General features: G+C 73.4%; 14 protein-coding genes and 1 riboswitch. Of the genes, 6 read left to right on the top strand and 8 right to left on the bottom strand.

The window, feature by feature from the left end:
• Positions 1 to 108: 108 nt before the first annotated feature.
• Positions 109 to 220: riboswitch (SAM riboswitch) on the top strand.
• Between the two features lie 333 nt (positions 221 to 553).
• Genes ACQP0N_RS10835 through ACQP0N_RS10825 form a run of 3 tightly spaced genes read left to right on the top strand, consistent with a single transcriptional unit; the run spans position 554 to position 2,943 of the window.
• Positions 554 to 1,399, top strand: coding sequence for an ABC transporter substrate-binding protein (locus ACQP0N_RS10835; protein ID WP_433119644.1), 846 nt, complete (start codon positions 554 to 556; stop codon positions 1,397 to 1,399).
• A gap of 39 nt (positions 1,400 to 1,438) precedes the next feature.
• Complete coding sequence (locus ACQP0N_RS10830; RefSeq protein WP_433119642.1) at positions 1,439 to 2,212, top strand: amino acid ABC transporter permease; 774 nt, start codon at positions 1,439 to 1,441, stop codon at positions 2,210 to 2,212.
• Complete coding sequence (locus tag ACQP0N_RS10825; protein ID WP_433119640.1) at positions 2,209 to 2,943, top strand: amino acid ABC transporter ATP-binding protein; 735 nt, start codon at positions 2,209 to 2,211, stop codon at positions 2,941 to 2,943. Before ACQP0N_RS10830 ends, ACQP0N_RS10825 begins: the two co-directional genes overlap by 4 nt.
• A 39-nt stretch (positions 2,944 to 2,982) precedes the next feature.
• Here ACQP0N_RS10825 and ACQP0N_RS10820 read toward each other — a convergent pair whose 3' ends face one another.
• The 8 genes from ACQP0N_RS10820 to ACQP0N_RS10785 form a co-directional block, all read right to left on the bottom strand.
• On the bottom strand, positions 2,983 to 3,516 hold the full coding sequence (locus tag ACQP0N_RS10820; protein WP_433119638.1) for a hypothetical protein: 534 nt from the start codon (positions 3,514 to 3,516) through the stop codon (positions 2,983 to 2,985).
• A complete protein-coding gene (locus tag ACQP0N_RS10815) occupies positions 3,429 to 4,280 on the bottom strand; it encodes a hypothetical protein (protein WP_433119636.1) in 852 nt (283 codons plus the stop codon). The genes ACQP0N_RS10820 and ACQP0N_RS10815 overlap by 88 nt, the downstream gene beginning before the upstream one ends.
• A 139-nt stretch (positions 4,281 to 4,419) precedes the next feature.
• Positions 4,420 to 5,352: a fatty acid desaturase family protein gene (locus ACQP0N_RS10810; RefSeq protein WP_433119634.1), complete on the bottom strand. Its 933-nt coding sequence runs from the start codon at positions 5,350 to 5,352 to the stop codon at positions 4,420 to 4,422.
• A gap of 28 nt (positions 5,353 to 5,380) precedes the next feature.
• On the bottom strand, positions 5,381 to 6,304 hold the full coding sequence (locus ACQP0N_RS10805) for a pyridoxal-phosphate dependent enzyme (protein WP_433119632.1): 924 nt from the start codon (positions 6,302 to 6,304) through the stop codon (positions 5,381 to 5,383).
• 30 nt (positions 6,305 to 6,334) lie between these two features.
• On the bottom strand, positions 6,335 to 13,564 hold the full coding sequence (locus tag ACQP0N_RS10800; protein ID WP_433119630.1) for an amino acid adenylation domain-containing protein: 7,230 nt from the start codon (positions 13,562 to 13,564) through the stop codon (positions 6,335 to 6,337).
• Between the two features lie 219 nt (positions 13,565 to 13,783).
• A complete protein-coding gene (locus ACQP0N_RS10795) occupies positions 13,784 to 15,358 on the bottom strand; it encodes a Na+/H+ antiporter (RefSeq protein WP_433119628.1) in 1,575 nt (524 codons plus the stop codon).
• Positions 15,359 to 15,473: 115 nt separating this feature from the next.
• A complete protein-coding gene (locus ACQP0N_RS10790) occupies positions 15,474 to 16,670 on the bottom strand; it encodes a hypothetical protein (protein ID WP_433119626.1) in 1,197 nt (398 codons plus the stop codon).
• A 32-nt stretch (positions 16,671 to 16,702) separates the two neighbouring features.
• Complete coding sequence (locus tag ACQP0N_RS10785; protein ID WP_433119624.1) at positions 16,703 to 18,886, bottom strand: BTAD domain-containing putative transcriptional regulator; 2,184 nt, start codon at positions 18,884 to 18,886, stop codon at positions 16,703 to 16,705.
• Between the two features lie 125 nt (positions 18,887 to 19,011).
• On the opposite strand from ACQP0N_RS10785, the gene ACQP0N_RS10780 reads away from it, so the two are divergent.
• The 3 genes from ACQP0N_RS10780 to ACQP0N_RS10770 all read left to right on the top strand — a co-directional run bounded on the left by ACQP0N_RS10780 (position 19,012) and on the right by ACQP0N_RS10770 (position 20,997).
• Positions 19,012 to 19,902, top strand: coding sequence for an alpha/beta fold hydrolase (locus ACQP0N_RS10780; protein ID WP_433119622.1), 891 nt, complete (start codon positions 19,012 to 19,014; stop codon positions 19,900 to 19,902).
• A 259-nt stretch (positions 19,903 to 20,161) separates the two neighbouring features.
• Positions 20,162 to 20,611 (top strand): hypothetical protein, encoded by a 450-nt coding sequence (locus ACQP0N_RS10775; RefSeq protein ID WP_433119620.1) that lies wholly within the window; start codon positions 20,162 to 20,164, stop codon positions 20,609 to 20,611.
• Entirely contained in the window at positions 20,608 to 20,997 is a 390-nt protein-coding gene (locus ACQP0N_RS10770; RefSeq protein WP_433119618.1) for a hypothetical protein, read from the top strand. The genes ACQP0N_RS10775 and ACQP0N_RS10770 overlap by 4 nt, the downstream gene beginning before the upstream one ends.
• The last annotated feature ends 8 nt before the right edge of the window (positions 20,998 to 21,005 follow it).

Raw genomic sequence — 21,005 nt, 5'->3', positions numbered from 1 at the left:
GGCTCGTCGAGCGCGGGCCGGTGCCGGTGCCGGTGCCGGTGCCGGTGCCGGTGAGCGTGGTCATATCGGCTGGACGACCGACCGGTGGCTGCTGCTAGCCTCGGCGCAGGTCATGAGCGCCAGCGCGAAGCCCCGGCTCGCTGGCCGGCAACCCTCCTCCGCGGTGGGGTGCCCCGGGTGAAGACCAGGCACCGGCGGGACGTCGGTGCAAGCGTGGCCTGGCACCCAGGTCAGCACCAAGACCCGGGAGACCGCATGCACATCCTCAGCCCCACGCCACCGGCCAGCCGGCGTACGCCGGCCCTGACCCGGCGTCGCCACGTGGACCTGATGCGAATGCGCAGCGCGGCGTGTACCGCCGCCTAAAGCGCTAACCCACCCTCCCCGCCCCACCCGCCCAACCCTCCCGACCCTTCTTCGTGTCGATCATGAAGTTGTTGCCCGCCCGACCGGCGTGTCGTGGCAACAACTTCATGATCGACGGGGTCGACGCATCCCATTGGAGTTAGATATGCGTATCTTTTCCCGTTTTGTTCTTGTTGGGGTTTCCTTGTTGACCGTTGGGGCTCTGGGGGCCTGCGGTGGTGGCGGGGGTGACTCTTCGGGGGGTGGCGGCGGAAACCCGTACGGCCTGGCGCAGCCGGGTGTGCTGCGGGCCGGCACGCTGACCGACGCCCCGCCCAACGTGTACCTCAAGGACGGCAAGTTCACCGGCTTCGACAACGACCTGCTGACCGCCGTGGCCGGCAAGCTCGGCCTGAAGGTGGAGTTCGTCGGCACCGACTTCTCCGCGCTGCTGTCCCAGGTCAACAACCACAAGTTCGACGTCGGCAGCTCCTCGATCACCATCACCGAGGCGCGCAAGAAGACCGTCGACTTCGGCAACGGGTACGACTTCGGCTACTTCGGGCTGGACGTGCCGGCCGGCTCGCCGATCAAGGGGTTCGACCAGCTCACCGGCAAGCGTGTCGTGGTGGTGCAGGGCACCGTCCAGGACGACTACGCCACCGGCGAGCAGCTCGACCCGGTTCGCGTGCCGGACTACAACGGAGCGATCAACCAACTCAAGGCGGGGACGGCCGACGCCTGGATCGCACCGGCCGAGATCGGCGAGAAGTCCGCCACCGACAGCAACGGCAAGATCACCGTGGCGGCCAAGCAGCTCAGCCCGGCACCGACCGCGTACGCCGTCGCCAAGGGCAGCGACAAGCTGCGCGAGGCGCTGAACAAGGCCCTCGACGAGGTCATCGCCGACGGCACCTGGAGCCGGTTGCAGGCGCAGTACTACCCGGGCCGGCCGATCCCGGCGGACTTCAAGCCGGGCAGCGGCAAGGCGGCAGCCCCGGCCACGCCGTCCGGGTCGGCGCAACCGTCCGCGTCCGCGTCGGCCGCGTCCTGACCTGGTGACGAGCGAGCAGGGCGGCAGGAGAGGCGAACGATGGATCCGTTGAGCACCCTCTGGGACACGTTCTTCGACGTCGACGCGATGCGCGAGGCGCTGCCCGAGATGCTGACCGTCGGGCTGCCCAACACGCTGATCCTGGCGGTCTCCGCCGCCCTGCTCGGCACGGTGCTGGGTCTGCTGCTGGCCGTGGCCGGCATCTCCCGCAGTCGGTGGCTACGCTGGCCGGCGCGCGTCTACACCGACGTGTTCCGGGGGCTGCCGGCCGCGGCGACGATCCTGCTGATCGGCGTCGGGTTGGCGCCCCTGGGCATGCGGGTGTGGGGGCCGGACCCGTACCCGCTGGGCATCCTCGCGCTGTCGCTGATCGCCGCCGCGTACATCGGGGAGATCTTCCGCTCCGGCATCCAGTCGGTGGAGGCCGCCCAACTGGAGGGCGCCCGGGCGCTGGGTTTCTCCTGGACCGACGCGATGCGGCTGGTGATCATCCCGCAGGGCATCCGGCGGGTGCTGCCCGCCTGGGTCAACCAGCTCATCGCGCTGATCAAGGACTCCAGCCTGGTGTACTTCCTCGGCCTGGTGGCCAGCCAGCGGGAGTTGTTCCGGATCGGGCAGGACTACGCGGCGACCACCGGGAACGAATCCGCGCTGCTGCTGGCGGGCCTGTTCTACCTGGCGTTGACCGTTCCGCTGACCCACCTCGTCAACTGGATCGACCGGCGGCTGCGCCACGGTCGCCCGGCCACCGCCCCGGACGACGAGGACGACGACACGGCGCTGCCCGCCACGACGCAGGGAGACCGGCGATGACCACCACCTCGGTGAGCGTGCAGTCGCGCGACGTCCACCTGGCCTTCGGGCCCAACCGCGTGCTGCGCGGCGTCGACCTGACCGTGCCCCGCGGCGCGACGGCCTGCGTGATCGGACCGTCCGGTTCGGGCAAGTCCACCCTGCTGCGTACGCTCAACCGGCTCATCGAACCCGACCGCGGCGACGTGCTGCTGGACGGACGCAGCGTGCTACGGGACGACCCGGACGCGCTACGCCAGCGGGTCGGCATGGTGTTCCAGCAGTTCAACCTCTTCCCGCACATGAGCGTGCTGCGCAACGTCACGCTGGCGCTGCGCCGACTGCGCAAGCTCGGCCAGGACGAGGCGGTCCAGGTCGCCCGCGCGCAGCTGGAACTGGTGGGGCTCGCCGGCAAGGCCGACGCCCGGCCCGCGCAGCTCTCCGGTGGTCAGCAGCAGCGGGTGGCGATCGCCCGGGCGCTGGCGCTACGACCCGAGGTGATGCTCTTCGACGAGGCCACCTCGGCGCTCGACCCGGAGCTGGTCAAGGGAGTCCTCGGGGTGATGGCCGACCTGTCCGCCGCCGGGATGACCATGGTGGTGGTCACCCACGAGATGGGCTTCGCCCGGCAGGTCGCCGACACTGTGGCCTTCATGGACCGGGGCGTGGTGCTGGAGGCCGGGCCGCCGGAGCGGATCTTCGAGGGGGCCGAGCATCCCCGGCTGCGCCGCTTCCTCGCCCAGGTGCTCTGAGGAGACCGTTCAGCCGGCCCAACGCGGGGACGCCCGCGCTCAGCCGGCCTGGTGGCGCAGGTGCGCGGCGAACGCCTTCAGGTCGCCGAGCAGTTCCAGGATGGCGTTGCGGTAGGCCACCGACGCCCACAGGTGCAGCTCCTCGTCGTCCAGCCCGCCGAACGCGAGCGACAGCGCCTTGCGGCGACGCCGATCGAGCACCTTGTGCGGGCGCGCGAGCAGGTCACCCTCGCGCCGCAACGCCTGGAGGTAGGCGGCCACCGCCTCCTGGTAGTGCCGCCCGGCGACCCGTTCCAGCAGGGTGAACTCGAAGACGTTCAACGCCGCCTCGGAATCCCAGTACGCGCTGTCGCGCACCGGCGCGCTCGCCACGTGCCGGCCCATGGCGTGCCGGGCCTCGTAGAGCAGCAGCACGCCCCGGCCGGTGGTGCTCAGCGGTCGGCGCGGCGTCGGCAGCCGCAGCGTCCGCACCGGCGCGGCGGCGGTCAGGTCAACCGCACCGGCGTACGTCGGCAGGCGCTGCGTCGTCGACGCCGGCTCGGGCAGCAGGCAGGCCAGCTCCTGGTAGGGCACCGGGCCGCCGCCCGAGGGCAGGGCGCGTACGGTCGCCTCGTGCAGCTCGCCGAGCGGCCGGTCGTCCGGGGGCGCCCCGGCGGCAGCGTGAGCACGAGGCCGTTGGCGCCGGGCACGGGTACGCCCAGCACGCAGGAGTTTCGCAGGAACGCCCAGGTCGCCGCCGCTTCGCGGATGCCACTCGCCACGGCCTGCGCGTCCGCGCGCCAGTCCTGGGCGATCCGTAGCCGCCGCGCCAGGTCGGCGGTGGCCGCGCCGTCGTGCGGATACAGCTCCCGTACGGCCCGGGGCAGCGACCCCGGGCGCAGCGCCAACGGGTCACCGGTGGGCGCGGGCACGGCGTGCCTCGGGCAGTCGGCGTCCGAGTGCGGGTCACCGTCGACCGCGTGGCAGTCGCCCAGCCAGCTCGCCCCGGGTGGCCCCGCCGGACGGGCGAACGCCAGGTGGGGCAACCGGCCGGTACGCAGGACCGTCTCGTACTGCGGGCGGGCGCGACCGGCCCGCAGCCCGTCCAGCGGCAGCACGGGGGCGAGGGTCACCACGGCGGCGAGGACGACACAGTGCGGGCAGGCGTCGCGGACGCGGTAGCGGCGGAGGTGGTCCACGCCGGGCTGTTCCCACTGGACGCCGACGACGGCACCTTCCTGCGCCATCAGGTAGAGGAACCCGGTGGCGACACGCTCACGGGTGACCGAGGCCAGCTCGTCGAGGAACTGCCGCTCGGTGACCACCCGCGGCTCGGCCGCGCTCGCCCCGCTGGTCATGGACACCCCCACCCCACCCGGACCGAACGCATCGACGATCGCCGAACGGCTTTCACCGTACCCGCCGGCGACCTGCCCGAATGCCCCGTACCCGGCCGAGCCCATGTCACCAATCCGTCAAGCCGGTACGCACTCGCGGTCAGGCGTCCGGGCGGGTTCGCAGCGACTGCCAGAGGAGCCGGTAGAACTCGCCGTAGGTGCGCTGCACGTGCTGGCCGTACCGGCGGGTCTCCTCGTGCCGGGCGGGTAGCTGGTTGATCGGCACACTCATGGCCGCGTGGTGCTCGATGTGCAGGTTGTTGCCGTTGGTGAACCAGGTGCTCAGCCAGCTGCCCCGGATCGAACGGGTGTTGCGCAGCACATCGGTGGTGTCGGTCTCGCAGAGCAGGTGCTCGGGCAGCTCGACGAGGAAGTGCAGCGGCACCGCGACCAGCAGCGGTAGAACCCACAGCCGCAGGGGGTAGACGCCGTGCCCGGTCAGGGCCAGCGCGACGGCGGCCAGCACCACACCGCCCAGCAGCAGGTGTTCGGTGACGATCCGCCGCCGCATGGCCGGGGCGATGTCGCCGTGCGCGTACCGCCAGCTGCCGGTCGCGGAACGCGCGACGTCCAGACCGACCCCGGCGAGCCGGGGATAGTCGAGCAGTCCGCGCGCCAGCACGCCGAGGGTCAGGGGCCGGCGGGTGTCGAAGCCGAAGAACTCCGTGTCCTGCGGCGTGCCGAGGTAACGGTGGTGCTGAAGGTGCCGCACCCGGTAGTGCGAGTAGACCACCAGCAGCGGGATGCCCAGGGGCACGCCGACCAGCCGGTGCGGCAGCGCGCGCCGGAACGCGGAGTGGTGCAGGCACTGGTGCTGCAACTCCACGGCGTGGGTGTACATGGCGGCGAGCAGCAGCACGCCGGCCGTGATCGCCACCGGCTCGGGGCGCAGCGCCAGGATCACGCCGGTGGTGGTCAGCGCCGCGAGCGCGGCCAGCTTGCCGAGAAAGACCCTCTCGTCCCAGCGGGTGACACGGGCACGGCGAAAGAGCAGAGCGGGCGCGGGCGGTCGGATCGGCGCGGTGATCGTCATGCGGGAATCTCCTGAGGAGGCAGGGTGGTCAGCGGCCGCTGAGCAGCACGACATGGGTTCCGGCGGGTATCCCGTCCGGCGCGGCGGCGCCGGCCAGCAGGCCAGCCAGGGCGACGGCGCCGGCAGCCGTGGGGTACGCGCCGTAGCCGGCGAGCACACTCCGGGCGTGCCGGAGCTGGTCGTCGTCGACTCCGTGCACCGCGCCGCCGGTGTCGGCGATCGCGGCCATGGCCTCGGGGCCCTGCAACGCGTGCCAGTTGACGAGCGGCTGGTTGTGGTCGGTGGTGGTGACGCCGTCGGGCGGCAGCATCCGGTACGGCCCCGGCCAGCTCGTCACCACCGGGTTGTTGCCGGCCGAGCAGACACCCTGCAACACGGTGGGCCAGCCGCGCTCGCGCAGCACGCGGTGGATCGCGATGACCGTGGTGCCGTTGCCGACCGGAGTCCAGAGCTGGGTCGGGGGCTCGTCGAGCGCGGCGTCCAGCGCCGCGACCACGACGCCGTGCCCGGCGAACACCGCGTCGACGTACGGGCCGTCCACGTTGCCGTCGACCGCGCCGGGCGCCTGGGCGAGCCGCCGGGACTCGTCGACCGCGTCCTCGTAGCTGCCGTCGACCAGGTGGACCCGCGCTCCCGCGGCGCGCATGAACTCCCCGCCGTCGCTCCACCCGGCGGGCAGCACGACGGTGCAGGTCAGAGCCGCCGAGCGGCAGGCCATGGCCATCGCCCGGCCGTAGTTGCCGCAGGTGGCGACGACCACCTCGGTACGACCGTCGGCGGCGGCGCGGGCCACCACCGCACGGGCGGCGGGCTCCTTGTGGCTGCCGGAGGCGTACCGGGTCTCGTCCTTCACCAGGACGCGGACGCCGGGCACCAGGCCGGTCGCGTCGATCAGGGGGGTGCCGAACGCGTCGGTGGGCGCGTCGGCCGACGCCAGGGTGGCGATGGACATGGTGCTCCTCGGATGTGGGGTGCGTGCGGGTCAGGACCGCGCGGCGGTGAGCTGGGCGTCGGCGTGGCGTTGGAGGTCGTCGCGGTCGCCGATCTGGGCGGGCGGCACGGCGTCGGGCAGGTCGTCCTCGATGAGCCGGAGGGTGGGGTTGCACCAGCCCCGGATCGCCCAGCCGAGCTGGAGCAGGCCACTGAGCACGACCAACAGAGCCAGACCGCGCCCCGGTCCGGTGCCGATGACCGCGCCGACCGTGCCGGCGAGCGCGCCACCGGGCTCCAACAACGGCTGGACGTGGTGTTCGGCGAGTGGGCCGACCACGAGGTAGCCCACCGGCATCGTCAGCATCATCACGGTGATGAAGATCGACAGGACGCGACCCTGGAGGTCGAAGCCCACCTTGGTCTGGATCAACGCGATCCAGTGTCCGTCGATCAGGGACTCGGCGAAGGTCAGGGCGAACATGCCGGCCACCGCGAAGACCGGGTGCACGCCGACGCCCACCACAGCCATGGCGAGGCTCGCCACCCCCATGAACAGGATCATTCCGGTGGCCCGTCGTGGGGTGCCGCCCCACAGGCCCATGGTGAGGCTGCCGAGCAGTCCTCCGACGCCACCGGCGGAGAGCGCCAGACCCAGCGCCACCGGCGACTGTTCGATCAGCAGCATCGGGGTGATCACCGCGAAGCCGAGGGTGTAGAAGGCGTGGTCGATGACGAAGAACCGCAGCGCGGCGCGCAGGCCCGGTCGGCGTGCGATGTAGCGCCACCCGTTGGCCACCTCGGCGCGGAACGTCTCCTCCCGTCGGCGGAACAGCCGGTTCGGGAAGCGGACCAGCAGCAGCGTGAGGGCGCCGACGCAGAACGTCGACACGTCGATCAGGATGACGCCGCGGATGCCGATCAGACCGATCAGGCCCGCGCCGAGCATCGGGGCGAAGACGAGGCCGGCGCCCACACCGAGCTGGCTGATCCCGTTGGCGTGGCCCAGATAGCGCTTGGGCACCAGCTGGGCGACCGCCGCGAGGTAGGCCGGTCGCTGGAACGCGCCGGCCAGCGAGGTGACCGACACGGCCAGGTAGATCTGCCACAGCTCCAGGCCGCCGCCGAGGGTCACCAGCAGCACCAGCGCCACCATGGCCGCCGCCGCGACGGAGTCGCTGGCCAGCATGACCCGCCGCCGGTCCCAGCGGTCGGCGACCGCCCCGGCGACCGGTCCGGCGAGGATGCCGGGAAGCATGCCCACGGCGCTGACGACGGCGAAGTCGGTGATCGAGCCGGTCTGCTGATAGACCCAGATGCTCAACACCAGCGTGCTGAGTCCGCTGCCGATCATGGAGATGAACTGTCCGAACGCGACGACCGCGAACCGGGCCAGGCTGGGTGCCGGGTCGCGCGGGGACGCCGCCGCGACGGCCGGCGCGGCCTGGGTGGGCGCGGCGTCCGTGGTCGGCGTCGGCCGCGTGGCGTGTGCCACCAGCGCCCCGGCCAGCTCGTCGCCATGGGTACGCACGAAGAAGTGCCCGGCCTTGGGCAGCACGGCGAGGTCGACGTGCTCGGCCACGTGCGTCCACTCCTGGTGCCGTTCCTGGTAGAGCTCGGTGACCCGGTCCCGTTCGCCGATCACGCTGAGCACCGGGGCACGCAGCCTGGTGTGGTTTGGGTCCCGGTACGCGGCGGTGTAGTACTCCTCCGCGTCCCGCGCGTCATGCCGGACGTTGCGCAGGACGAATGCCTCGTCGGCAGGGTCGGAGACGTCGGTGAAGCCGCCTCGGGCGCGCAGGTACGACAGGTACTCCCGGTCGGAGGTGAACCGGTCGGTGGGCACCAGCCGGTAGAACCAGTCGAAGAGGCGTCCGGGGAGACGGGCGGTGGGGAAGCTCGCGCCCAGCCCCACCGCACGTAGATCCAACCCCTCCTCCTCGGCGCGTCGAGCGATCTGGAGGGTGACGGCGGTACCCAGGCAGTGCCCGTAGAGCACCACCGGGCCGACGATCCCCCGGAGTTCGGCGAGCACCCGCTCGGCCACCTCCGCGCCCGGCAGCGGGTCCTCGTCCGGGCGGCTGCGGTCGTGACCGGGCAGCTCCACCGCGTACAGTCCCCAGCCGGCGGGCAGGGCGTCGGCGAGCGGCTGGTAGGAGATCGCGCTTCCGCCGGAGAACGGCACGGCGACCACGGTCATCCCACCGGTGGTGGGGTCGGCGTCGGTCGGGGTGAGCCGGTGCAGCAGGCGGTCGGCGCGTGTTGTGCCGGCGGCCCGCGCGTCCAGCAGGGCGGCCAGGGCGCGGACGGTGGGGTGCTGGTACAGCTCCACCAGGGCCACGCCCGAACCGATGCGGCGGACCAGTCGCAGCGCGGCGAACGAGTCACCGCCGAGGGCGAAGAAGCTGTCGTCGATGCCGACGGTGTCGCGGCCCAGCTCGGCGCACCAGGCGTCGGCGACCAGCCGTTCGGTGTCGGTGCCCGGGGGCGCGGCGGCGGCGTCGGAGTCGATCTCCGGCGGGACGGGCAACGCCCTCCGGTCCAGCTTGCCGTTGGGAGTCAGCGGAAGCGCGGGCAGTGTCAGCAGTCGGGCCGGCACCATGTGCGCCGGCAGGGTCGCCGCGACGGCGTCGCGGACCGCGCGCTCATCGAGCGTACGGCCGGGCGCGGGCACCAGGTAGCCGATCAGACGGGCCAGCCCGCTCGGTCCCTCGTGGACCGCGACCGCGCAGGCCAGCACGTCGGGCAGCGCCGCGATCGTGGCCTCGATCTCGCCCAGCTCCACCCGGTAGCCGTTGACCTTGACCTGGTCGTCGAGGCGGCCGAGGAAGTCCACCGTGCCGTCGGGGCGGAAGCGCGCGCCGTCGCCGGTGCGGTACATCCGCGCCGACGGCACGTACGGGTCGGTGACGAACCGCTCGGCGGTCAGCTCAGGCCGGTCGTGGTAGCCGGTGGCCACCCCCACCCCACCGAGGTACAGCTCGCCGACCACGCCCACCGGCACCGGCTGGCGGTGCGCGTCCAGCACGTACACCCGGTTGTTGGGGAACGGCCGGCCGATCGGCAGCGGGGCGTCGTCGGGCAGCGCGTCCACGTCGCCGTCGAAGTAGACGTTGTCCACGCTGACCTCGGTGACCCCGTACGCATTGACCACCCGACCGCCCGCGCCGACCAGCTCGCGGGCCTGCCGGTACTCCCGCACGTGCCACTTCTCGCCACCACCGATAAGCAGCCGCACGAAGTCCAGCCGCTCCCCCGCCGCCGACACGTACGCGAGCAGGGTGCGCAGCACGGCCGGGACCAGCTCGGTGCACTCGACCCGCTCGGCGCGCATCAGCCCGTACAGCTCGGCGGGGTCCAGCAGCACCTCGCGGGGCACCACGACGAGCCGGCCTCCGGTGCAGTGCGCGCGCAGCGTCTCGCCGACGAACATGTCGAAGGAGAAGCTCGCCGCCTGCTGGTAGGTCCAGCCGGGTTCCAGGCGGTACGCCCGCTGCCACATCGACGCCGCGTGCACCAGGTTGTGGTGGCTGACCACCACGCCCTTGGCCCGTCCGGTGGAGCCGGAGGTGTAGATGACGTACGCCGGGTCGTTCCCGGAGGTGACCAGTTCGAGATCACCGTCGTCGGCGGTCGCGAGCCGGTCGGCGTCCCGGTCGAGGGCCACCACGCGCGCCGTCGCGCCGGTGGCCGGGGCGGTCTCCAGGTCGACCCGGGTGACCAGCACCCCCGCGCGACTGTCGTCGATCATGTAGCGGAGCCGGTCGGACGGGTACGCCGGGTCCAGCGGCACGTACGCGCCACCGGCCTTGAGCACCCCCCACATGGCGACGAACAGCTCCACGCCCCGGTCCAGGCAGATCGCCACCCGGTCGCCGGGGCGTACCCCGTCGGCGCGCAGCACCCGGGCGAGCCGGTTGGCCCGGCTGTTCAGCTCGGCGTAGCTGATCGTCGTGTCCCGCCAGGTCAACGCCGGGGCCTGCGGGTCGGCCGCCACGCACCGCTCGAAGAGCTGGTGCAGGGCGGTGGCGTCGGGCAGCGGCGCGTCGCAGTCGTTCCAGTCGCGCAGGATCCGGCCTGTCTCGGCCTCGGTCAGCAGCGGCAGCCTGGTGACCGGCGTGTCGGGCGCGGTCACGGCGGCGGCCAGCAGGGTGAGCAGATGGTCCAGCAACGCCTCGATCCGCTCGGCGTCGAACAGCTCGGTCGCGTAGTCGACGCTGAGCACCGGGCCGTCCACCGGGAAGTCCAGACCGACGGCGACGTCCACCATGGTGGCGGCGGGCGCGACCTCGCCCGCGTACTCCAGGCCGACGGGTGTCGGCGTGTTGTGCACGGTGAGCATCACCCCGGTGAGCCTGTTGCGGTTGGCCGACGCCGGCCGACCGGTGGCCGCGATGATCTGCGGCAGTGGCAGGTCCTGGTGGTCCAGGTCGGTCAGCACGGCGGCGCGGACCCGGTCCAGCAGTTCGGGGAACGTCGGCTCGCCCGTGACATCGCCTCGCAGGGGCAGGATGTTCAGCGCCGCGCCGAGCACCCGCTCCAGCTCGGGCCGGTTGCGGCCGGCCACCGGCGCCAGCACCGTCACGTCGGTGCGCCCGGTGTAGCGCGTCAGCACGGTCTGCAGACCGGCGAGCAGCACCATGAAGAGGCTGGCCCGGTGCGCCCGCCCGTGCGCGCGCAGGGCGTCGAGCAGCGCCGGGTCGACGGGGCGCGTCACCCGGCCCGCCGCGAACGAGCGCACGGCCGGGCGGGGACGGTCGGCGGGAAGTTCCGCGTCGAGGTCGGCGTCCGCGAACCGCGCGCGCCAGTAGTCGGCCAACGCGGGGTCGGCGGCGTCGGCGGCGCGCAGGCGGGCCAGCTCGGTCAACCCGGTCGCGTCGACGTCGGTGTCGGTGTCGTCGCGGTGGTCGGCGGCGGGATCGGCGGCGCGGATCACGTGGTGGGCGTAACGCTCGGCCAACTCGTCGCCGAACAGGCTGGCGGACCAGCCGTCGAAGACCAGATGGTGGATGACCAGCAGCACCTCGTCGGCCGACCCGTCGCGGATCAGCACGGCCCGGGCGAGCGGCCCGGCGGCGAGGTCGAACGGCTCCCGGACGGCCCGGTCACGGATCTCGGCGGCCCGTGCTTCCCGCTGCGCGGGATCGACGTCGCCGAGGTCGACCTCGGTCAGCGGGAGGTCGCCGCTCTCCTCGACCCGCAGCCGGGGCTCGTCGTCGACCATCCGCACCCGGGCGCGCAGCGCCGGGTGCCGCCGGACCAGGTCGGCAATGGCCATCGCGAGCAGGTCGGCGCGGACCGGCGCGGGCAACCGGTACCGGATTCCGAGCGTCTGAGCGGGCAGATCGGCGCAGACCTGCTCGGCGATCCAGAAGTCGTGTTGCAGGCCGGTGAGGGGCAGCTCCGCGCCCGTCGGCCCGGCCGAGGTGGCAGCCGGGTCCGGGGTGTCGGCGGCCGGGTCCGCCGGCGCGTCGAGGGACGTCAGGGTACGGACCAGAGCGGCGAGCCCGGTCGGCGTCGGCGCGGCGTAGAGCTGGGTCAGTGTCACCTCGACCCGGTGGTCCCGGCGGACCGCGCCCAGGAGCCGGATCGCGTCGAGCGAGTCCGCACCGAGGGTGAACAGGTCGTCGTCGAGGTCGACCGCCGGCAGCGCGAGCAGCTCGGCCCAGCGGGCGGCCACCGCCACCGCCACCGGGTCGTTCCCGTCGTCGCTGGTCGGCACGGGCGCGACCGGTACGGGCGGCGTCGATCCAGCCAGCGCCGCCCGATCCACCTTGCCCTGCGGGGTGAGGGGGAACGACTCGTGCCCGAGCACGGTCGCCGGTACGAGGTAGGCCGGCAGGTCGGCGCTGAGCCGGCGTCGCACGGCGATGGGGTCGAGACTCGCTCCGGTCGGCACGAGGTGCCCGACCAGCCGGGGTTGCCCGGTGCTCGCGTCGACGAGCACCACCGCGTCGGCGACCTCGGGGAGCTGGCGCAGCGCGGCCTCGATCTCGCCTAGTTCGACACGGAACCCACGGATCTTCACCTGGTCGTCGAAGCGGCCCAGGTAGGTCAGTTGCCCGTCGGGCAGCTCCCGAACCCGGTCCCCGGTGGCGTAGGTGACCTGGCCGTCCGGCCCGGTCGGGAAGCGCTCGGCGGTCAGCTCCGGCCGGCCCAGGTAGCCGCTCGCCACGCCAGGGCCGCCGATGCGCAGCTCGCCGGGCTCGCCCGCGGCTACCGGGTCGCCGTCCGCGCCGACCACGACACACGTCACGCCGGGCAGCGGACGGCCGATCGGGACCGGACCCTGACCGGTCCAGCCGGTCAGGTCCGCGCAGGTGGCGACAACCGTGGCCTCGGTCGGGCCGTACGTGTTGAGCAGCCGAACCCCGACGCCAACGCGGTCCTGCCAGCGTGCCACCGCGCCGGCCTGCGCCTCCTCCCCGCCGATGATCACCAGACGGACGGCTGCCGGCAGTGCCGCCTCGCCGCGGTCGATCGCCGTCACCAACTCGTGCCAGTACGCCGTGGGCAGGTCCAGCACCGTGACGGCGTGGTCGCGGCAGTGGTCGAGGAATCGGCGCGGGCTGCTGATCGCGTCCTCGTCACGGATGACGACGGTGGCGCCCACGCTCAGCGGCGGAAAGATCTCCTCGACGCTGGCGTCGAAGCTGAGCGAGGCGAACTGGAGCACACGGTCGTCGGCGCGCAGGTCGTACCGCTCGCGGGCCGCCTGGCAGAAGTGCTCCAGCGCCCGCCGGGGCACACTCACGCCCTTGGGTCGGCCCGTGCTGCCGGAGGTGAAGATGACGTACGCCGGGTCCTCGGGGCCGGGTGTGCCGGCATCGACCGGGCCGGTCGTCGCGCCGACGGGTTCGGCGTCGTCGAGGGGCACCAGCGGAGTGCCGGCGGGCAGGTTGGCCCCGGCCGGGCCGGTGAGCACCAGAACGGGTCGCGCGTCGGCGAGCATCGAGGCCAACCGGGCCGGCGGGTAGGTCGGGTCCAGCGGCAGGTAGCCGGCGCCGGCGCGGAGCACCGCCAGCATCGCCACGATCGCCGCCCGCCGCCGGGGCAGGCAGATGCCGACCAGCTCGCCCGGACCGACGCCGTACGCCCGCAGGTTGGCCGCCAGGGCATCGACCCGCCGAACCAGCTCCGCGTAGTCGAGCACCCCGTCCTCGTCACACAGCGCCGCTCGCTCGGGGAAGCGGCGGGCGTACTGCTCGATCCGGTCGAGCGGTACGACTGGCGTACGCGTCGTGGCGTCCCGGTCGGGGACGATGGTGGGTGTGACGGACACGGATCTGTCTCCTCGGCCTTCGATCCGTCCGGCGGACGGCGCGCAAAACCGTACGAAGACTCAGGTGCCCGACGGGCCACCGTGGAGCGAATTTCTGATCACCAACAGGATGAGCGGGGCCGCGCAGGTCAGCTCCCCTGGACCGCTCGACGGACGCCGCTGACCTGCGGCCAGAGGCGCTGATGTTGATCATGAAAGGTTCAGCCGACGTTCACGTGGTCACTCGTTCGGGCCGCGGCCCAGCAGCCGGATCTCCTCGTTGTCCAGCGCCGACTGGAGCTCCTGGAGCACCAGGTCGTCGATCTCCCGGTTGTCGCGCAGCCGCGTCAGCTCCCGTCGCTTGTGGGCGAGGACGCCGAGACGTAGCCGGAGCTCCAGCTTGCGTTCCTTGGCGGTCCGACCACCGGTCTCGTTGAGGTCGGCGAGGTGTCGCTGGTACTCGGCCCGCAGCCGGCGTACGGCCTCCTCCTCGGCCCCCACCTCCTCGGCGACTCCGGGCAGGGCGTCCAGGCCGGCCTGGGTGGCACGCCGGCGGGCGTGTCGGGCCTCGTCGACGCGCTCGGGGTCGCCGGACAGCCCCGCCCAGCGAACCACCAGCGGCAGCGTGGTCCCCTGCACCAGCATGATCAGGACGATCACCAGCGCCGTGACGAAGATGATCAGATCTCGCTCGACCACCGGGCGACCGGAGACCGTCATCGTCGGCACGGCCAGCGCGGCGGCGAGCGACACGGCGCCCCGGAAACCGGACCAGCCCGCGACCGTGCCGACCCGCCAACTCGGCGTGCCGCCCTCCTGCTCCGCCATCCGACGACGCAGCAGCCGCCTCGACTGCGACGTCAGGTAGACGAAGCCCAGCCGGGTGGCGACGACGACGAGCGTGACCGCGAGCACGATCAGCACGGCCCTCGGGGGCGAGGTGCTGACGATGCCGCGAACCGCGCGGGGAATCTGGGTGCCGAGCAGCACGAACAGGCCACCGTTGATGAGGAAGGTGGACAGGTCCCAGAACGCGTACGCCAGCACCCGGGAGCGGGCGCGGATCACCCGTGGGCCGGCGTACGCGAGCACCAGACCGGCGACCACGACGGCCAGCACACCACTGGCGTGCACCGCGCTGGCGAGCAGGAAGGCGCCGAACGGCGTCAGGACGCTCAGCGCGCCCTCGCGCAGCGGATCGTCGAGCCGCTTGCGGATCAACACCACGATGACGCCCACCAGCAGACCGGCGACCAGGCCGCCGAGGCTGGCCCCGACGAACTCCTCGCCGATGCCCAGCGCCCCCGGTTCCCCGCGCTGGGTGAGCAGGCCCACGGTCACCGCGAAGACCACCAGGGCGGTTCCGTCGTTGATCAGGCTCTCGGCGTGCAGCGTGGTGAGGAGCTTGCGGGGCAGCCGCTTGGCCAGACCGGTGACCGCGGCGGCGTCGGTCGGCGCGAGGACCGCGCCGAGCACCCAGGCTGCGGCGGGGTTCACGCCGAACGCCTGGGCGGTCAGGGAGACGGTGATCATGGTGAGGACCACGAGCACCACGGCGAGCAGCCCGATCACCGGCAGGTTGGCCCGGATCTCCCGCAGGCTGATGGTCAGGCTCTCCCGGTAGAGGATCGCCGGTAGGAAGATCAGCAGCACCAGGTCCGGTTCCAGAACCAGGTCCGACAGCGGCGGCGCGAGCCCGAGCAGCACTCCGAACGCGATGAGCAGCACCGGCGGCGCGACCCGGTAGCGGCCGCCGAGGGTGGTGCCGATCAGGACGGTGACGCCCAGCACCACGATCAGCACGAGCCCCTGCACGGCGTACCCCCTAGATCCCCGATTGGCGGCGCAGGCCGGTGGTTCCATCTGACCGCACACCGGTGGCCGGTTCCACAGGAACCGGCAAGTCGCCGGCTGCCGAGCGCGGCAGTGCTCAGGTCGGGTCGACTGCGCGGACGCGCGCGGTCAGCAGGCGGGCGGTCCGGCGGTGCGCGGCGGCCTCCTCGTCGTGGCCGAGCGCGGCGGCGAGATCGGCGAGGTGCCCGGCGACCGGTCCGGCGGTGAGCACGCCGCTGCCGGCGGCCAGTTCGGCGGCGGCCGGCCGGAGCGCGGCGGCGGCGCGCTCGATGGCGGGCCGGTCGTCCACGGCGAGCGCCGCCCGCGCGACGAGGCACAGTCGCACCTCCCGCAGCAGGTCGTGTGGCCCGTCCGGGAGGGCCCGCAGCGCCGACACGGCGGCGCCGCGGTCACCGGAGTGGGCGAGCAGCAGCGGTCGGACCCACGGCTCGTGCGGGCCCCAGTCCAGTCCCGCCCAGTCCTCGTCGCCGAGACCGTCGACCGGCCGCCCTGCGGCGGGGACCACCCGATCATCCGCCGGGTCGCCGACGGCGTCGGCCAGGCGCAGGCCGAGCAGGGCGAGCGGCAGCAGCCCCTGGGCCAGGCCCGGCATACCGTCGGTCGGCAACCGCTCGGCGGCGGCCCGGTACGCGGTCACCGCCGCGTCCCGGTCACCGACCCACGTCCGGCGCAGCGCGGCGTACCAGCCGGTGAAGACGCCGACGAGCGGCAGCTCGTACCGCTGCGCGAGGCGGTCGGCGGCGCGCGCGTGCTCGTCCGCGCCGGTCCGGTCGGCCCGCGCACAGCAGGTTTGGAGCAGGATGAGGTGGCCCAGCACCTCGAAGGTCACCAGGTGCCGCCGGGCGGCGAGGTCGACCAGCTCGGCGCCGATCCGGGCCCGGGCGTCGGCCAGCCCGACGCGGTCGAAGGCGTGCATGAAGCGCGCGTTCAGCGCGAAGGCCAGCAGCCCGGGGTCGTCGAGGGTCCGGGCGATCCGTTCGGCCTCGACGGCGGCCCGGCGGCCACGGTCATCGGTGACACCCCGCAGTTCCAGCGCGAGGGTGCTCAGCAGCCGACTGCGGTGCGCGGATCCGGACGGGCCGATGCCGGTCAGGGCGTGCTCGGCGGCGCGGACGATCCGCTCGGAGAGCAGGTCGTCGTCGTTGCGGGTCCAGATGGCGGGCACGTCGAAACCGGCCAGCACCTGGGCGGTCAGCCGGGCGTCACCGAGCGCCTCGGCGTCGGCGATCGCCTCGGCACGGTGACGCCGCGCCTCGGCCAGGCGACCTGTCACCGCCAGCGAGCGCCCGAGGCCGAGCAGAGCCGTCAGCCGGTCGCGCCGCTCGGTCCCCCGGCCCGGTCGTACGCCTCGACGACCTGCGCCCACAGCCGTGTGGCCTCGTGCGGGTTGCCGCCACGTTCGGCCCGCTCGGCGGCCGTACGGGCGTAGTCGGCGGCCCGGCGGGCGGCTGCCGGTCCTCCGGCGGATAGCAGGTGGTGCGCGAGCGTGGCGGGGTCGACGGGCTGTTGCCGCTGCAACGCCTCGGCCACCGCGGCGTGCCAGGCCGCGCGACGCGACGCGGACAGGTCGGCGTAGAGCGTGTCGCGGACCAGGATGTGGGTGAACCGTAGCCGCCCGTCGGACGCCCGCTCGGTCAGGAAGCCGGCCTGCAACGCGCGGTCGACGGCGTCCAGCAACGCGGCCGGGTCGTCGGTCAGCGCGCCGAGCACGGCGGGGTCGACGTCCCGGCCGAGCACCGCCGCCTGCCGCAGCACGGTACGGGTCGGTGGGGGCAGCTGCGCGAGCCGGTGCCGGATGACGTCGCGCACCCCGGGCGGTACCGCCTCCAGCGCCGCGCCGCCCGCCTCGGCGTACAGCTGGGCCAGCTCCCGGACGAAGAACGGGTTACCCGCGCTGCGGCGGTGGATCAGCGCGACGGCGGGCGGGGCCAGTTCCGTGCCGGCGACGGCGCGGGCCAGCTCGCCGGTGGCCTCCAAAGACAGGCCTGCGAGGTACTCCCGTACGGGTTCGAGCCCGGCGGCCCGGGCCAGGGCGGCGGTCAACCCCCCGGTGATCTCGGTGGCCCGGTACGTGCCCAGGACCAGCACCGGGCCGGTGGCGGGTTGCGGGCCGGCGAGCAGTGCGGTGAGCAGGTCCAACGTGTCACCGTCGGCCCGGTGCAGGTCGTCCAGGACCAGCAGCAGCGGGCCCCGGTCGGCGACGGCGGAGAGCACCGACGCCACCGCGCGATGTCGGCGGAACCGGGCCACGGCGGGATCACCGACGCTGTCGGCGCCCGCAGTCCCACCGTCGGACGACCCGCCACCCGGAACAAACGGCACGCCACCCGGAGAGGACGACCCGCCACCCGGAACGGACGGCACGCCGCCCGGAGAGGACGACCCGTCCGAGCCGGTGAGCGCCTCGACGATCTGGGTCCACGGCCAGGCGGCCGGGGCGCCCTCGTACTCGGGACTGCGCCCCCACGCCGTGGTCCAACCCTCGGCGGCCAACTGCCGCGTCAGCGCCTCGGCCAGGGCCGTCTTGCCGGCGCCCGGATCGCCGCTGAGCAGAGCGAGCGTGGGCCGCCCGGAACGGGTGGCGGCCTCGGCGGCACGCCGCAGTCGCTCCCGCTCCGCGTCCCGCCCCACGAACGGCCGCCGCGACGCCGATCCGCCGTCGGGAGCGGCTCCGGCCCGGTCCGGAACGGCCACCGTGGGGATGTCGGTGAGGTGTGGGGCCTGCGCGAGGATGTCGGCCTCCAGCCGGCGCAACTCGGGGCCCGGGTCCACCCCCAGCTCCGCCACCAGGACGTCGCGGGCCTGGCGCAGCGCGGCCAGCGCCTCGCCCTGTCGGCCGGCCCGGTAGCGGGCCAGGGCGAGCAGCCGCCAGGCGTCCTCGCGCAGCGGATGGGCGGCGAGGTGGCCGGGCAGGTCGGCGGCGGCCTCGTCCGGCCGACCGAGCGCGAGCAGCGCCTCGGCCCGGCGTTCCACGGCGAGCATCCGCAGTTCGTCGAGCCGGTTGACCTCCGCCACGGCCCAGCCCTCGCCCACGCAGTCCGCGTACGCGGGCCCACGCCACAGCCCGAGCGCCGCGTCCAGCGCCGCGAGGGCCGGCGCGGGCAGCTCCGCCGTCAGGAGCCGACCGGCCTCGCCGACCGCCGCCTCAAAACGGTCGGCGTCCACCGCGTCCGGGGTGGTCCGCAGCGCGTACCCCGAGGGCTCGGTGACCAGGAGGCCGGATGGCTGCCGGGGCGGCCGGTCGGGCTCCAACGCCCGGCGGAGGTCGGCGACGAATGTCCGGATCGCGCCCACCGCGCGCTCCGGCGGAACCTCCCACAGGTCGTCGACGAGACGTTCCACCGGCACCACCCGGCCACCGGCGATGAGCAACCGGGCCAGCACCAGGCGCTGCCGGTGCCCCCGCAGCGGAACCGGACCGGTCCCGGCGGCGGCGGTCACCGGCCCGAGCACGCCGAACGTCACCGGTGCCGTCGGCTGCCTGGTCATGGCCTCAATCTAGCCCGCACTGATCCGACACTGACCGTCCGCTGATCACCCCCGGGCAGGCTCGATGACGTACGCCGGCGACGGGCATCCCCGCGCCGAAACCGCTCACCCAGGAAGGCTCACCCGTGCAGCCGAGGATCAACGGATTCGACTACCAGCGCGTCACCGTCGCCGACGGCGTGACGCTCAGCGCCGCCGTGGGCGGCTCCGGGCCACCGATCGTGCTGTTGCACGGTTTTCCGCAGACCCACCTCATGTGGCGGCACGTCGCGGCCGACCTCGCCGCCGACCACACCGTCATCTGCCCGGACCTGCGCGGCTACGGCGAGAGCGACAAGCCTGTGGACGGCGACGGCACCGCGTACTCGAAGCGGACCATGGCCAACGACGTCGTGGCGCTGGCCCGCGCGCTCGGCCATGACCGCTTCGCCCTGGCCGGGCACGACCGGGGCGCTCTCGTGGCGTTCCGCGTCGGCCTCGACCACCCGGCGGCGATCAGCCGGCTCACCCTGCTCGACGTGCTACCCACCCTGGACATGTGGGACGTCCTGCACGGGGTGGACGCCTCCGTCGCCTTCCACCTCTACCTGATGGCGCAGCCGCCCGGCCTGCCCGAGAAGCTGATCGGCGGCAGCCCGGACGCGTTCTTCGGCCACTTCCTCGACGTCTGGACCCGGGACCCGGACGCGCTGCCGGCCGACGTGCGCGCCGAATACCTGCGCGCGTCGCGCGAGGCGGTGACCTCGATCGTCGCCGACTACCGGGCGTCCGCGGGGATCGACGTCGCGCACGACGAGGCCGACCGGGCGGCCGGCAACCGGCTGCGGATGCCGGTGACCGTGCTTGCGCAGGACTGGGGGGCAGCTCTCGGCTACGACGCGGCAGCCGTGTGGCGGGCCTGGGCGCCGGACCTCTCGCACCAGACGGTCACCTGCGGGCACTTCATGGCCGAGGAGGCGCCGGCCGTCGTGGTGGGGGCGCTACGCAGCCACGAGGAGTTGGATATCCGACACTGAATGTAACGAGCGGTCGAGGGGTGGCCGGGTTGCCGCAGACCGCCCGGCCACCCACCCTCGAATGCTCTGACCTGCGGAAATACGACGTTACACCAGGTGGACGCAAACCGGTCGGCGGTGATACACAGGCAGATATCGGCGACCAACGACGGCACGTCGGTCATCTCCTCGACCATCGTCTTTCCACCACCGCCGGTCCCGGACCGACCCGCCCTCTCTGGTGGCCGGCAGGCGGCAGGGTCTTCGCCAGGGAGTTGCCGTGAGGTATCTGCGTAGCCGGTTCCGCCAGCAGCCGTACGAGGTCGCTGTCCTGGGCATGGCGCCCGTCTGCGGCCTCCTCATGGTGCTCCTCGACGTGCGGCCGGCCTCCGTCCAGACGTCCATGCCCACGCCGCTGCAGGTCGCCTGGGAGATCGGTCTGATCACGGCGGGTGTCTGTGGGCTGCTGGGCCTGTCGTGGCCGGGCCGGCTCTCCACCGGGCTCGGCATGGAACTCGCGGCGATCCTGGTGCTCGGCACGATCACCGGCATGTACGCGGTGGCCCTGGTCGCCCTCTGGAGCCAGCAGTCCCTGGTCGCCTCGTCGTTCATCGTCGCGGTGACGGTCGGATCGCTGTGGCGGGCCTGGCAACTCGCCGTCGACCTACGCCGTCTCGTCCGCGCATGTGAATGTGTGAGCTACGAAGAACTACAGGGAAGTGCCCCATGAACACCTCCCCCGCGCCATCCGCGCCGCACTGGGTGCAGGTGGCGCTCAGCGTGCTCGGCATCCTCGGCGGTTCGACCGGCCTGGCTGCGATCGCCACCGTGCTGGTCCAGCGAGGCAAGTTCAAGGCCGATGCCGCCGACACCCTCACCGAGGCCGCCCTCACCCTGGTGCAGCCGCTCCAGACCCGGATCACCGAACTGGAGGGCGAGGCGCTGCACGCCCGCACCGAGTTGGGCACGCTGCGCGAGCAGGTCAACCAGTTGCAGTTCGTCGTCCGCGTGCTGAACCGCACGTTGGACCGGTGGCGGGCGGCGATCCGCGCGCCGGACGCCACGCTGCGCAGGGTGCGCGCGGTGGTGGCGGAGTCCGACCGGATCCCCGAGTGACGCGCGCT

The sequence above is a fragment of the Micromonospora sp. CA-246542 genome (assembly GCF_050942905.1).
Classification (GTDB): domain Bacteria; phylum Actinomycetota; class Actinomycetes; order Mycobacteriales; family Micromonosporaceae; genus Micromonospora.
The sequence above is the reverse complement of the archived record's forward strand: the minus strand, read 5'-3'. Positions and strand labels throughout refer to the sequence as shown.